The 13,148-nt window shown below is 66.9% G+C and carries 13 protein-coding genes and 2 pseudogenes; 7 read left to right on the forward strand and 8 right to left on the reverse strand.

Going from position 1 to position 13,148, the window contains the following annotated elements:
• Positions 1-510: 510 nt before the first annotated feature.
• The 4 genes and pseudogenes from AB0873_RS10950 to AB0873_RS10965 form a co-directional block, all read right to left on the reverse strand.
• Entirely contained in the window at positions 511-993 is a 483-nt protein-coding gene (locus AB0873_RS10950) for a hypothetical protein (RefSeq protein ID WP_366599456.1), read from the reverse strand.
• A 75-nt stretch (positions 994-1,068) separates the two neighbouring features.
• Complete coding sequence (locus tag AB0873_RS10955) at positions 1,069-2,391, reverse strand: hypothetical protein (RefSeq protein ID WP_366599457.1); 1,323 nt, start codon at positions 2,389-2,391, stop codon at positions 1,069-1,071.
• Positions 2,392-2,624: 233 nt separating this feature from the next.
• Positions 2,625-3,551, reverse strand: a complete 927-nt coding sequence (locus AB0873_RS10960; RefSeq protein WP_366599458.1) for a hypothetical protein — start codon at positions 3,549-3,551, stop codon at positions 2,625-2,627.
• Positions 3,552-3,900: 349 nt separating this feature from the next.
• Positions 3,901-4,506, reverse strand: a pseudogene (locus tag AB0873_RS10965) (transposase); the annotation flags it as partial.
• On the opposite strand from AB0873_RS10965, the gene AB0873_RS10970 reads away from it, so the two are divergent.
• Positions 4,474-5,142 (forward strand): histidine phosphatase family protein, encoded by a 669-nt coding sequence (locus tag AB0873_RS10970; RefSeq protein ID WP_366599459.1) that lies wholly within the window; start codon positions 4,474-4,476, stop codon positions 5,140-5,142. The pseudogene AB0873_RS10965 and the gene AB0873_RS10970 overlap by 33 nt on opposite strands.
• A 30-nt stretch (positions 5,143-5,172) precedes the next feature.
• Here AB0873_RS10970 and AB0873_RS10975 read toward each other — a convergent pair whose 3' ends face one another.
• Positions 5,173-5,604: a hypothetical protein gene (locus AB0873_RS10975; protein WP_366599460.1), complete on the reverse strand. Its 432-nt coding sequence runs from the start codon at positions 5,602-5,604 to the stop codon at positions 5,173-5,175.
• A 554-nt stretch (positions 5,605-6,158) separates the two neighbouring features.
• Between AB0873_RS10975 and AB0873_RS10980 the strand changes: the two genes are divergently transcribed.
• The 6 genes and pseudogenes from AB0873_RS10980 to AB0873_RS11005 all read left to right on the forward strand — a co-directional run bounded on the left by AB0873_RS10980 (position 6,159) and on the right by AB0873_RS11005 (position 11,224).
• The gene (locus AB0873_RS10980) at positions 6,159-6,482 is read left to right on the forward strand and encodes a hypothetical protein (RefSeq protein ID WP_366599461.1); all 324 of its coding nucleotides are present in this window, start codon (positions 6,159-6,161) and stop codon (positions 6,480-6,482) included.
• Between the two features lie 354 nt (positions 6,483-6,836).
• Positions 6,837-7,361 (forward strand): MarR family winged helix-turn-helix transcriptional regulator, encoded by a 525-nt coding sequence (locus AB0873_RS10985; RefSeq protein ID WP_366599463.1) that lies wholly within the window; start codon positions 6,837-6,839, stop codon positions 7,359-7,361.
• Positions 7,358-8,269 (forward strand): annotated as a pseudogene (locus AB0873_RS10990) (MFS transporter); the annotation flags it as partial. The gene AB0873_RS10985 and the pseudogene AB0873_RS10990, both read left to right, overlap by 4 nt.
• A gap of 226 nt (positions 8,270-8,495) precedes the next feature.
• A complete protein-coding gene (locus AB0873_RS10995; RefSeq protein WP_366599464.1) occupies positions 8,496-9,020 on the forward strand; it encodes a hypothetical protein in 525 nt (174 codons plus the stop codon).
• A gap of 699 nt (positions 9,021-9,719) precedes the next feature.
• The gene (locus AB0873_RS11000; protein WP_366599465.1) at positions 9,720-10,037 is read left to right on the forward strand and encodes a helix-turn-helix domain-containing protein; all 318 of its coding nucleotides are present in this window, start codon (positions 9,720-9,722) and stop codon (positions 10,035-10,037) included.
• A gap of 614 nt (positions 10,038-10,651) precedes the next feature.
• Positions 10,652-11,224, forward strand: coding sequence for a hypothetical protein (locus AB0873_RS11005; protein ID WP_366599466.1), 573 nt, complete (start codon positions 10,652-10,654; stop codon positions 11,222-11,224).
• Here the strand turns inward: AB0873_RS11005 and AB0873_RS11010 are convergent.
• The 3 genes from AB0873_RS11010 to AB0873_RS11020 form a co-directional block, all read right to left on the reverse strand.
• Positions 11,221-11,589, reverse strand: a complete 369-nt coding sequence (locus AB0873_RS11010; RefSeq protein ID WP_366599467.1) for a hypothetical protein — start codon at positions 11,587-11,589, stop codon at positions 11,221-11,223. The two genes, AB0873_RS11005 and AB0873_RS11010, sit on opposite strands and share 4 nt — an antisense overlap.
• 384 nt (positions 11,590-11,973) lie before the next feature.
• The gene (locus AB0873_RS11015) at positions 11,974-12,393 is read right to left on the reverse strand and encodes a hypothetical protein (protein ID WP_366599468.1); all 420 of its coding nucleotides are present in this window, start codon (positions 12,391-12,393) and stop codon (positions 11,974-11,976) included.
• Positions 12,394-12,739: 346 nt separating this feature from the next.
• Complete coding sequence (locus AB0873_RS11020; RefSeq protein WP_366599469.1) at positions 12,740-13,135, reverse strand: ATP-binding protein; 396 nt, start codon at positions 13,133-13,135, stop codon at positions 12,740-12,742.
• Between the last annotated feature and the right edge of the window lie 13 nt (positions 13,136-13,148).

A 13,148-nucleotide genomic window follows, 5' to 3' on the forward strand; every position in this document is an offset into this window, starting at 1 on the left:
GCAGTCTACTGCTTCGGTGCGTGTTCAAGGGGAGCCGGCAGCACCGCAAACCAGAACGACTACCTGCAGGCCGACGACACCGCACTAGCCCTCCCGGCACACGACAAAGTGGCGGCGCAGTGTCGCCCGGTACTGGGACCTGCAGTGAAGGCCAGCGAGGGGACGGCTGTCCCCTGTACCGGACGAAGTCCGGTGTCAGCGCGGGCGACCCAAAGTTCTCAGCGGTTAACACAGCCGCAAGCGCAGACGGTGGGTTTTCCAGCGAGCAATCTCATCCCGGGAAGAACATCAAAGATCCTCCCCAGTACTCGCTCGAGCTCATTCCGCCGGAGAATCGGCAGCTCGCTGTAGCTAATTATCACCTGATCGGTAACTCCATCGCATGATTGACAGAATCTCTCTAGGTGGCGACCCTGGTCAAAATTGAACAGGAAATGGACCAGGTCCTCGGGAAGGATTTGCGGGATTCCGACCACTGCGGGCTCCTTGTTCCTAGGCGGTTAGTCCGGTTTAAGATCTAAGAACCTCGCGTATCGGTTCAGGAAATAGGAGAACATTCAAAAGCATCCCGAACATTGCGCTCAACGCAAGGAAGATCGCAAATCCTCTAAGGGGAGATGCGAAGAAGTAGCTGAAAGCGGACGTGGAGCCGGCGAAAGTAAGAAAAAGGACCATCAGCCCCACCAAACCTGCCGTCAGCCGAAAGAATCGCACGAGAAGCAGTACCGAGAATCCGACAACAAAGCCGATTATGCTCGGAATCCAGTGGAACCTTGGCAATCCATCGAGTGCAAGCTCCGGGGATCGAAGCCTAGAGAAAGAGGCTACAACGTAAATAGCGAACCCGACCAGTCCCGCACACAGCCCGGCCATCGCCGATAGCCGAAAATCCCGCGATACCCGGCGAGCAACGTAAAAGCCGAGCATGAGCATTGCGATCATTATGCTTGGTATAACCACAAATACGACGGCGGAATAGACTAAATCGAGCACGTCGTTCTCACCTTTCGTCACCGTACCGTTACCCATTATCCGACGGGTTCCAAATCGTCCGGACATCCAAAAAGATTATCGAGGGTTCAAACGTGAGCGAAATCCCGACATCTTCCTCCGTAGGACTGAAGGCGCAAGTTCCGGAATCGCCGTAGCCAACGCTGTCCGGTATTCAGTGTGGACCCCCAGCCAGTCCACGAACCGTTCGCCGTTGAGTCCCACGACGGCGAGGAGGGCGTCATCCTCTCCAGCGAAGGCCTGGGGCAAGATGGAAGAGAACAGCCAGTCGTAATCGGTGCTTGGGTGGGTGAGTAGGGCCCGGCAGAAAGACGACTTTCCGTAGAAACTAATTCGAACCGACGCGGCCAGTCCGGCTGAGAGGCCCGAATCATTTCTGCACGCAGCTGTTACTTCTCTAATGATCGAATCCGTCAAGCGACTACGGACCCGAATCTCAACCTTCCGGCGCGGCTCCATGTTTGTTGCAAACACCGCCAGCAGTAGCGATGAGACTGGAGCGGCATGTGTTAGCGCAGAGACATCGGAGTCGGAAGCTGGTAGGACCTTCTTGACAGGCTGGTAGAAATCTGGCGCCCCACACTGATTCAGTATGTGCACCGCGAGATCATCAGGACGGCCGCCCCGGAAGGGGATTCTTCCATTCAAGTGAGAAGCTAGTGAAAGGGCCCCCTCGGCCTTTCGCTGTAGCAGGGCCTTTTCCAGCAACGAAAGGCTCTGACTTCCTTCCGAGAGCCACCTACCCACCAGCACTTTAAAGTCGGCTGGATCGTAGGGCGGGCGGTCGACAACTTGGTCCGGACGAGTTGCAGCTGCCTGCGAATGTCGCGGGGAGGGTTTGGCGGGTTCAGAGCCGAGCCGGCTCAAGTCGTTGCAAGCATTGGCGACCGCCGGTGACGGCGGACTCACGCGATGGTCGGCAACCTCACGAAGTTGAAAACTGTTGTTGATCGACAAGGTCGCGATCGGGCGGCCGTCACGCCACTCCGGGACAAGCGTCGCCCCTGAATCTACCCACGGTGGAAGACATGACAGGACCGCAGCAATCTCCGAGTGTCCAAGGTCGGCGACGTCTACCTTGCCTTTTTGAGCGAGCTTGGCCGCCCGTGCCACCACTCGTGCGTCACGTAGGTCGGTCACCTCATAGTCGAGAAATGCCAACGACACATCACGGATGCTGACGTCCGCTAGCTTTGGCGTGGTATCTAAGGGAACCTGCTCGTCGGTGAGCCAGAATTGGGGCGAGATGCGGAGTAGATCGGTGACTGTTAGACTCGTCACGTGTGCAACAAGGAAGTGAACAAGATAGCGGCCCTCGCGGCCGAACCCGTCTCGCCCGGCATAGTTCTTTTTAAACAAGAGGGCGTATTCCCCGTCCACCAGGCGACCTATAGGTTGATACTCGCCTCGGGCTGCTCCAGTTACGATCTGATTGCCCATAAAATTGCAGGCAGCCTTTGTTGCTCGCTCAAGCCAGTGGAGTCGCGCGTCCAAGCTAGGTGAAACGGCAACGAAGCCGTAACCCGTTCCACCGACAAGAGGTTGCGATGACCAGGTAAAGACTGCCTGTCCAATGATTCCGTATTCCGACATATCCGAGTCCCGACCAAGGCCTAAAAATCATCACGACTTAGAAGTATTTGAGCTACCGGCATTGCGCATCCGACTGGCTTCGGATCACCGTAGGCACCGTCATCGAGTGGCGACTCCCCAGTTGCCGATACCGCGGCGAACATGACTTGGTGAGCGCCGAACTTTGAGACGGCGGCATCTACGATCCCCTGACCACCGAGATCAACTATCTCTTGCCTGCAGACGTCCGAGTATTCCTTCAATAGCGTGCGTATGTCTGCGCGCGCCGAGCCGGAAAGAGGTGGCGGGGGATACACCGATTCGGAAAGCGGCAACTTGTCTGCCTTTGCTAGTGCCACGACTAGTGCTTGTTCTCTGTCTTTTGGCGCGCTACCGGTTACCGACTGGATGACGTGCGACAAAGTGTCAATCATGGCACGATTGGCCATGGGAGCGCCGATCGATCTAGTAGACAACGGGCGGGTAGGAGATGTCGGCAGTCCGTCTGGGTCAACCAGGACGATTATTCCTACGGCATCGAAAATGTACCGTACGAAATCCGCCGAGCGTCGTAGGGAGGTGCAATCTTCTCCTGCCACATCAAAGAATGTCAAGATGAACGAGCGTTCGTCGCCGCCGACTCCGACAGTCATGCGGTACATGAAGGGACCGCCGATTATTCCTCGTTCTGTATTTGGCAGCTTTTCGCGCTTAGAAAAGATCGTATCGACTCTGGCATCCATAATGGAGGAACTGTCTCCCAGGTAAGAGACGTCTATTGATAGTCCCCGGAGGGGCTGCTGATATATCAGCTCATACACAAGCCCGGCCAGGTAATGACTCTTCGAGGAATTGACGTTACCGATAACGCCGATCACTCTGACGGGATCGAGTGAATCGGCAATCTCATGTCCATTTGGACAGAACGGGCGCCAGGCCTTCGCCACGATTTCTGCCCGCTCCCGCATCGACAATCCATCCATAGCGGGCTTACGGACGAAGGGCAGGCGTCGCTTCCTGGCCGGCCGGAGTAAGACCTCGCTCCAGGGTCGTTCATCATCACCGTCAGCCGACCTTGCGAGGACCCTCTCCACGGAATGCCAACCGGGACAAAGGGGACAGTACACACTTTCGTCGCGCGTTTTCTCCACGCTCACCACCGAGTTCACGCCCAGCTGTCAGATAGACGACCAATCCCTCCGGAAGAACCGGCCGAATCCATCCCTTCGCTCCGCCTCGTCGTGGTCGTCGGACATACAAGCTGTCACATTCTCCTTGCAGTTGGTGTCAGCCTAACGGGTGGAATAGGACAGACAGCTAAGGGACGTTTCGTAACTCGGCGAGGGTGTTGCCCGCACCGGGTTGGCGCTCACCCGGCGAGGAGATGTTGTGCAGGTTGGCGATGCCGGAAGCGGCACCGGCCAATGTGTGTGCGGCGGCCCAGGATTTTCCAGCACCTCAACTGGCCAGAGGCGGGCGCGGTTCGTGCGATGGTGGGGTGTTGGGGTCTTCCTTCCAGGCCGGCAGGTCACTGCCGTCGGCGGGTTTGCGATACGGGATGATCGCCTCGGGGTTGCCGCGGGTAGGCGCCGTCAGCCATGGTGGGCCGCTGGCCAGTTTCTGCTCGATCCCGCTTGTGCCGTAGACGACCGTGTCGTTGTGGTTTGCAGGGCTGCGGGTCGCCGACGACGATGACCAGGTGCGTGCTGGCGTCGATGGCGACGTGCAGGTGCGTTGAGTACCGGTAGTTCTTGCTCCGCGCGGCGAGGCGGTGGTCCCGGGTCGGGATCACGGTGCGTCGACGATCGCGATCTGGCCGACCGGACGTCGCCGTACCGGAGCGAGGGCCAGCAGCGGTCCGAGGGCGTCGATGGCCCGGTGCGCGGCGGAGTGCGACACCCCGAACAGCGGACCGAACTGTCGCGTGGTCTGGTTGGGCGCGATGGCGACGTTGAGCTGTCGCCGCTGGGATGGGAGCAGGCCAGCCGCCTCGGCTGCTGGCTTGCCGCCCTGCCCGTTCACCGCCGGCCCGACGTCGTCGTCTGCTCCCCCTACGTCCGTGCTCGGCAGACCTGGTCACGAGCGGCAGAAGCCGCGGCGCTGCTCGGTGTGGCGTACCCCGCCGCCTCTGTCGATGACCGCTTGTGCGACCGGCTTATGGGCGAGTTGGAGTTGCTGACCCCAGCCATGATCAGTCAACGGTTCCCAGTCGAGGCGGCCCGGCTCGCAGCCGACGGCGGATTCTCGTACCGGACTCCCGGCGGGGAGTCCTTCGGGGATATCGCTCGCCGGCTGGCGGCCGTGCTGTCGGAGATGAACACCCGGCACGTGGGCCGGCGGGTCTTGGTCGTGGCGCACGACGCCGTGGTCGTGGTGATGCGCCATCTCATCGATGGCCTGGGATTCGATGAGATCGCCGTCATCGTCGGGACGACTCCCGTGGCGAACGCGTCGATTACACGGTATGACGGCATCGGCGGTGGTCTCACGCTGGTGGAGTTCGCCACGACCACTCACCTGGAGTCGGGGAAGGACGACCATGCCCCCGTCGGAGAGTGACGGATCGACGTCGGTCTCGGGGTGCGGCCGTCACTCGTCTGGGTGTGGGGGTTCGCCTCGGGTTTCGCGTGCGGCTTGTTCGAGGTGGAGGAACTCGTCGATGACGCGGGCGAGGCTCTTCCTCGATCTTGGGTTGAGCTTGTCGATGGATCGGGCCATGACTCGCGCCTCCCGGCTCACCGTTTTGGGCTCGTCGTCGCCGAGGAGGTAGCCGGCGGGGACGTTGAAGAACTCGGCGAGGGCGCGCAGGGTGGTGGCTTTGGGGTTGATCCGGGGTGATCGCAGGAGGTTGCGGATGCCTTCGGCGGTGATGCGGTGTCCGCGGGCGGTGAGTTCCCGGGCGACTTCGGCTTCGGTGTAGGGCGGCCGGTCTTCGTCGTGGGCTTGGAAGAGTTCGCGGAGCCGGGTCTGGATCAGCCGGGAGGTGACGTCCTCGGCCTGGTCGGCAGGTGTGTCACTCACAAACCCTCCCAACTGCGGTTGGCAACCTGCAAACTGCGGTTGACGAAGTGGATGATCCGTGCTTAGCTCTCGGTATCGCTTCGGCAACTACGGTTCGGGCTTACTCGAACTGAAGTTGGGTGGAGCGTAGCGGATCGGGGAGCCGTGCGCGAGATGGCACCCCGGTTGGCGGGCGGCGGCATCAGAAGGGGGGCATGTCGCCGCCCCGGACACGTGTGTCACCTGGCCCGCCGCGCTGTCGCGGCAGCAACGACCGACCCGGTCGCGTCGCCCTAACGCCGGCCCGCTGCCGCGTAGCCCGCCTCGATCAGAGGCGGGCGTGCGGGGGCCGGATGACCATGCTGCCCAGCTCACCGCCCCCGCCCTTCACCCCAGCGGGGGGTGGGGGCGGTGAGCGGGGGGACCTGGCGGGCGGGGAGAGGGCCCTGCCGCCGGTCCCCCCACCCCGCAGGACGTCACCGCTTGAGCCCGGATGTTCCCTGCCGGCGCGCCTCGGCCGGGTGGTGGTCGCCAGACCGGTAGCGGCACCGGCGCGAGGACGAGGAGATGAGGCAGTGATCAGACACCGACAGGCAGGCGTGGCCGAGGGCAGCCTGCGGCTGGGCCGGCGACGGGCGGCGCGGCGCATGCCCAGACGACGTCAGGGCAGTGTGAAGACCAGTGGCTTCGAGCTGCCGCTAACCTCGGCCAGTCGTAGCTTGCAGCGGTTGCGCGGCGATATCGAGGTTCTCGTCGACGCGGCGGTCCGCGAGCCCACCGCGTCGCGGCGGGCGGCGCTGGTGGATGTCCACCACCAGCTGCGTCTGCTCGGCCAGCGTGTCAACGCCGCGCTCGGCGCGCCGACCAGACGGGCGCAGGACGCGCAGCCGCAGCCCTGAACCGGGGGTGACGGCGGCGCGGGAGCCGGCCGGCTGCCGCGGGTGCGGCCCGACCAGCCAGGCAAGGCGCGTCGCGGCGAAAGGGACCGGCGAGCGTCTGGGGGATTGGGCGGACCTGTCGGCTCGGGGCAAGTCCTATCACGACACCGCGTCGGGTGAGGTCGACAGGCCCCTGACCGGGTGGACACGACAGTCGCAGAGATGAGCGGGGGGCTCACGTATGCGCAGCGAAGATTTACAGCAACCACGCGGGGTGGTGCCGGAGCCGCCGCGACCCGCCGATCGGGGTGGTGAGAAGGACCGGCGCCGGGACCGGCAGACCGTGCGTCGCCCTCGCCAGCGCAGGTGGTCGCGGTGAGCGCGGCTGCCCGCCGCCCGGTGGTGGGGGTCTACCGGCCGCCGGTCACCGGCTGCGTCGCGCGTCGGGTGGAGCCGGACGCAGTGGCGCAACTGTGCCGCACCGCCAACACGGTGCGGGCGTATCTGGAGCGCACGGTGCTGCGCGGGGCCGGGATGACGTGGACCACCTACGACGTGCTGGTCCTCGTCTGCGCCCGCCAGGTGATCGAACCCCCGGCCATAGCCGCGCAGGCGGGTATTGCCAGGGCGACCCTGACCAACGCGCTCGCGGTGTTGAGCGACCGAGGCCTGGTGCATCGCGAGTTGCACGAGCATGACCTGCGGCGGGTGGTGGTGCGGCCCACGCCGGCGGGCTCTGGGCTGGCGGGGGTGCTGCGGCGTCGGGTCGAGGCGCGGCAGGCGGAGCTGTTCGCGGCTCCCGGCATGCCGCCGGAGGACGACTTCGCCGCGGCGCTCAAGGTCCTGGCCGACCGGTTCCGTCCCGACGGTGGCTCCGCGGGTGAGGGCGGTGGGCGGTGACCGGCGGTATCGGCACCGCGCGGGGGACTGCCCTGTGCGTCGGTGCTGTCCTCGGTCCCGGAGTGTTGGTCCTGCCGGCGATGGCGGTGCGTGCCGCCGGCCCGGCGTCGCTGCTGGCGTGGGCGGCGCTGTTGTGCGTGTCCGCGCTGATCGCGACGTCGTTCGCGGCCCTCGGGGCCCGCTACCCGGACGCCGGCGGGGTCGCCGCCCGACCCGGGACCGCCGGCCGTGGACATGGCGGGGCGGGACGCCGTCAGCAGCCTCCACCCGTATCCGACGGCAATGACGGCCCGGCTCCGATGACCACCCACACGCCGCCGGCCGCGACTTCGTCCACCTACGGCGTCACCCCTGGTGTGTCCGCGCCAGGGTGGCGGTGGGGCCTGCTGTACGGGCCAGCCGCCTACGGGGTCAGCGCTGCCGCCGTCGCCCTGCCCGACGCCGCCCGACACCTACACACAGATGGACGTGGGCTGGCCTGGATCCTGACCGCCTACGCCGCGGGCATCGGCGTCGGCGCCGTCACCGCCGGACGCCTCACGGACCTACGAGGCAGCCGACCCGTCCTGCTCACCGCCGCGATCCTCCTGATAGCCGGCGCCCTGGTCTGCGCCGCAGCCCCCACCCTGCCGACCATGGTCACTGGGCGAGTCCTACTGGCGGTCGGCTCCGGAGCGGTCATGGCCACCGCGCTCGCCGGCACGGCCCGGCTGCCTGCCGCCCGCCGCCCGGCCGCCCTGGCTGCCTTCGGCGCCTGTCTCGCCGGGTTCTCCGCGACCGCCCCGCTGGCCGGCGCGGTAGCCGCGCACGGGTCGTGGCGCGCGGCGCTGGCCCTGCCGGTGCTCTCCCTCGCCGCCGTACCCCTGTGCTGGTCCCTCACCGCCCGCCCGCCACGCCGGGAACGGGTGGATTGGGCCGCCGCCGGCCTTCTCGCGGCCGTCGCCGCGGGACTACTGCTCACCGCGCAGGCCGCCGCCGGGCAGGCCGCCGCCCCGACCACCGTGATCACCGCCGCCGCCACGGCAGCCGCCGCTGCCGGCCTGGCCGTACGCGCGCCGGCGTCGCCACGGGTTCGTCCCGCGCGGGGTCCTGTCCGCCGCCTGGTTCTGGCGCAGCGCAGCCGCCGGAGCGGGTGTGTATGCGGGCCTGTTCGCCGTTCTGTACGCCGCTCCTGACCTGCTGAGCCGGCAGGGCTACAGCACCATGAGCATCGATGTTCTCCTGCTTCCCGGCGCGGTGGTCGGTGCGGTGCTGGCGCGGGCCGCCGCACCAGCGACCCGCCGCTTGCCCGACCGGCACGTGCTGGCCACGGTGAGTCTCCTTCTGGCCGCCGCACTGGGCTACGCCGCCACCGACCCGCGGCCCTGGGCGGTCGCGACGGCCTGCACAGCGGCGTTCACCGCGTCCGCCGTCGCGCAGATCCTGCTCACTGCGCAAACCACCACCCACGCCACGGCCGACGCCTGCGGCGGCGCCATCGGCCTGCTCACCCTCACGATCTTCCTCGGCGGCGGATGCGGCGCCGCGCTGTGCGTAGCCCTGTGGCAAACCTGCGGGCCGACCGCCGCGCTCACTGCCACCGCCATGGTGCCGGCTGCCGGCGGAGCCGCAGCCTGGCGACGGCGCACGACCGATGAGCCACGGGTCGCTCGGCCGTGAACAGCATCCGAGCTTGAAACCTGGCCTTCCGCTGCGACCGCCTGCTCGCCGGTGACGCCGCGAGTGCCATCCGCCAACTTTGCTGGTGGCCCCCTGGCGGGCCGGCGACCCTGATGACGGCCAGCCAGAAAATCTCTGCTGAATCGGCTAGAAATCCTCGGCAGCACGGGCTACTCTTCTTCAGGTCGAGAACAGAGAGCCGCCAAGACGCAGACGGACCGCCCGGCCGTGAGGTCACGACGGGCGGCGGAGGAACGGGGCGTGTTTCACCGTTCCTCCCGAACGGCAGTAGGAACACGTCAGCCCCGACGTGATGCGCGACGGGGCACCGCAGGTGGGGCCAAGGCATCTTCAGGGCTCCAGCTGATGTTCGCCGTACGTGGACGGGGCCATGAAGTCGCGTGGGCCCCGACACCGGTGGACCGCACGTCAAGCAAGGGAAAGAGAAGCAGAGGAAAGGGAGGGCCGTACACCGTTGGATCGCCCGCCGTCGGCCGTCAAACCAGGCCGGGCGGACACCGCAGTTTCCATCGAACGAGAGGTGGTCTCCGGTCACGCTTATGCGATCCTCGCACCCGAAGCCTTCACTGACGGCTGGTGCGGATACGACAAGCCGACGTTCCTGTCGGCAAATGGTGTTCTGACCCGTAACCCTGGGCCCCGGCGCGTAAGCGCCGGGGCCCTCGACGTGGAGGTGACATGGGGCAAAACCCCGATGACATGTTCGGCGACGAGGACTACCCCGCCTACACCATTGGCCAGGCCGCGGAGATGCTCGGTACCTCGCAGGACTTCCTGCGCCGCCTGGACGAGGCGAAACTGATCGACCCGCACCGCTCGGCCGGTGGGCACCGCCGCTACTCCCGTTACCAGCTGCGCCTGGCCGCCCGGGCCCGGGAGATGGTCGACCAGGGCACCGCCCTCGAGGCCGCCTGCCGGATCATCATCCTGGAAGACCAGCTCGAGGAAGCCCTTCGACAGAACGAGAAGCAGCAGGGGACGCGGCGACAGGGCTGACCGACCCGCTCTCGAGTGCGGCCGTCGGGCGTGCCGCTGGTGTCGGTGCGCCGACGGGCGGACCCGTCGCCCCCGCCTCGCCCCTGGCGGCCGTACCCCCCGTTTGTGGCGCCTCTCGGCATCCCGGCCGGCCGGCGGTCCGAGGCGCCGCCATCGGGCGCCCGGCCGCCGCACCTGGTACGGCTGATCGGCGGCGTGCAGGTGCACGACCAAGGCCAGCCGCGGAACGGACGACGACGGTACGGGGTGGAACGCCGCTCATGCCGGCGGCGTCGGAATCGATCACCACTGCGAGGGTGACGGAGTTGCGCCACGCGGTCGCCGCGGCGGTCATGGTCACGCGCAGCGGTGCCGATGTGGGGGTACGTCTCGACCAGGTCGAACCAGCCACGGCGGGCGTCGCCGTACGCGGCCAAGGGCGGGCTGGCGAGCACCACCGCCGTACCGCCGCTGGAGCCGCGCCCCGACGGTCTTCGGTCGTGGAGTCCGCTCCAGCAGCGTGAGCCCGGTGGGATCAGTTCTGGCTCGGCCCGGCCCGCTCCGGTGTCACGGTCACGTTCTGGGCCGACACCGACGTCATCCACCTCCTCATCGCCGGCGCCCGCATCAAGTCGGTGCGCTCACACCTGTCCGCCGCCGACCTCGCCGCCCTGCTGCGACAGGGCGGCCGCCCAGCTGGGGAACCGCCTCTGCCGCCGGCGCCACCCGGCGAGGCGGTCGAGGTCGACCGGACCATCAGCCGCGCAGGTCACGTCTCCCTCGGGCAGCACATCGTCCTGGCCGCCGAGATCCTCGGCGGGCAACGCGTCGGCATCCGCATCGACGCCAAGACCCTCAGCTTCTTCGACCTCGACACCCGCCAACTGCTACGCACCCGACCCAACCCCCTCACCCCGGCCGAGGTGGCCCGGCTGCGCGGCGCCCGACCCGCCGGACCACCCCCACAGCCCGCGGCGGGACCCGTGCAGGTGCAGCGCCGAGCTTCCAACAGTGGAGTGGTCATGGTCGTCGGGCAAAAGGTCGCCCTCGGCCGGGTCCATGCCGGCAAGACCGTCACCATCCACGTCACCGACACCGAGCTGGCCATCGCCTGCGACGACGGCACCCGCATCGTCCGACGCACCACCGACCAGCCCGTCCGCAACCTCAAAGCCAGCCGACCACGCAAGGTGGCTGCCGGTGTCTAAGGCACTCGCAGTGCGCGGGCCACCTTCCGCTGCACCACCCGCAGGAGCTTGATCGTCTCCTCATCGGAAAGGCCAGTGGTGATCGACCAGTCCCAGCCTGAACCCACCACAGCGCTCGCGAAGACGATCTCAGTGGCCAGCAACGCCTTTCGCCACTGCGACCTCGTCAACGGCTCCCCGCGGTCCAGCGCCGCTCGCAGCCTGCGCCCCTCGCCCCGCCACAGGTCCTCCATGCTGACGAAACCCATCGCCCGGACGAGATCCTCCGTTGGACTCGCCGGTCCGCCCCACTCACCCAGCCCTCGGCTCAACAGGAACCGCTCGTCTGAGGAGAGATCGACTGCTACAACGTCAGAGGCGTTCATGGGCGCGATTCTGACCTACAGCCCCTACAGGGGGTTCACCCCGCCGGGCCACAACCAGCAGTCACGCCCGCACCGTGACCGGCCCGACGCCTTCACGGAACCTAGGCCAAACGTCAAACATGTCCTGGGACGGATCCGTCAAGCATCAGGTGGGACTAGACATGTCAGTCTGCGGACCGGGGGACGGTGTGCCTAGGGGCTTCCATCCTGAAAACCTCGACCGCTACCCGGCGGTCGCTGCGCCACCTGGACTACACCCTCAACTGCGAAGAGCCGGTAAACGCGCCGACGGTGACGACGGACGGTGCGCGGCTGCCGCTACGACGTCAGTACGTACGGCGGTGGAGGAGGGTTCGCATCCACTTCGGTGCGAGGTGGCACCGGTCAGTCCGGGATGAGTGTGCTGTCGCTCAGGAGTTCAAGGGCGGTGATCGTGGCCAGGTCCTGCGCTGCCTGCACGAAGCCTTCGACCCACATCAGGGTGATGGAGGCCTTGCCGTCCTTGCGGTCGTAGAGCGTCCCGGACGTGTTCGGGGCGGTCCGCGGGTCGTCGCCATCGGCAGGTCGGTTGCGGACTGCATTGGCGTCGCGGAGGTAGTCACCCAGACGCTGTGTCTGAATGGTGTGCCATAGCCAGCGCCCGCCGCGGCCGGGCTCGGGCTGCGCCCGGACTCGGGCCCGCCACTGGCGGGTGACATTGGGGACCCCGAGGTGCTGACGGAAGCGCTCCCGTATCCGGTCCATGGTCGCCGGCGTGCCTTGCCTGGGGCCTCCATGCGCGCCGATCAGGTCGTTGAAGAACATCTCGAACGGCCCGTAGGTCTGGAGGAAGGCGCCGGACCCTCATTCCGTCCGGCAGCGCGACGAGAGGCGGAAGGCGTCGATTGTTGGCGACGGGGCGACGGACGGCCCGCTGCTGTGGACGGCATGGCCCGTCGTGCCCGTCGCCCCGTCACCACACCCGACGGTCGGGCGACAGAAGGCTGGACCTTGTCGACTCGCGGACCCGTCGGCGGACCGGGTAGGAGCAGCGGGCGCTTATGAGGAAGCCAGCCACCCTGGCCGCGCCGTCCGCCCCGGCACCGCTGACGCTACCGGCACCAATAGCCCCTGATGAAGTTTCGGCCAGCTCCGGGGATCGGTCGAGCAGCTAGTCGCGGGCGGGCAGAGACGACGGCCGCAGCCGGACCCAGACGCACTTGTGACCGTCGTCGAGGTCGGTGACGCCCCACTCGTCGCAGAGGGCTTCGATGATGGCCAAGCCCCGCCCACCGTCGCCGTCCGGGTCGCGGCGGCGCGGAACGACGGCGGAGCCGTCCACCGCCGCGATCGTCACCCTGCTGCCGGCCTGGATCTGCAGGCGCAGGCAACCACCGCCGTGGCGCACCGCGTTGGCCACCAGCTCGTCGGCGATCAGCACCGCGTCGTCCATCGACTGGCCATCTTCGAAGCCCCACGCCGTCAGGGCCGTCTTCACCAGGTGCCGGGCTGGGGCGAGAGCGTCAACCCCCACCGGAAGATCGAGGTGCGCGGTCAACTCGCTCACGGCGGTGATCCCG

It is taken from the genome of Micromonospora sp. NPDC047707 (assembly GCF_040704235.1).
In the GTDB taxonomy this organism is placed as follows: Bacteria; Actinomycetota; Actinomycetes; order Mycobacteriales; family Micromonosporaceae; genus Micromonospora.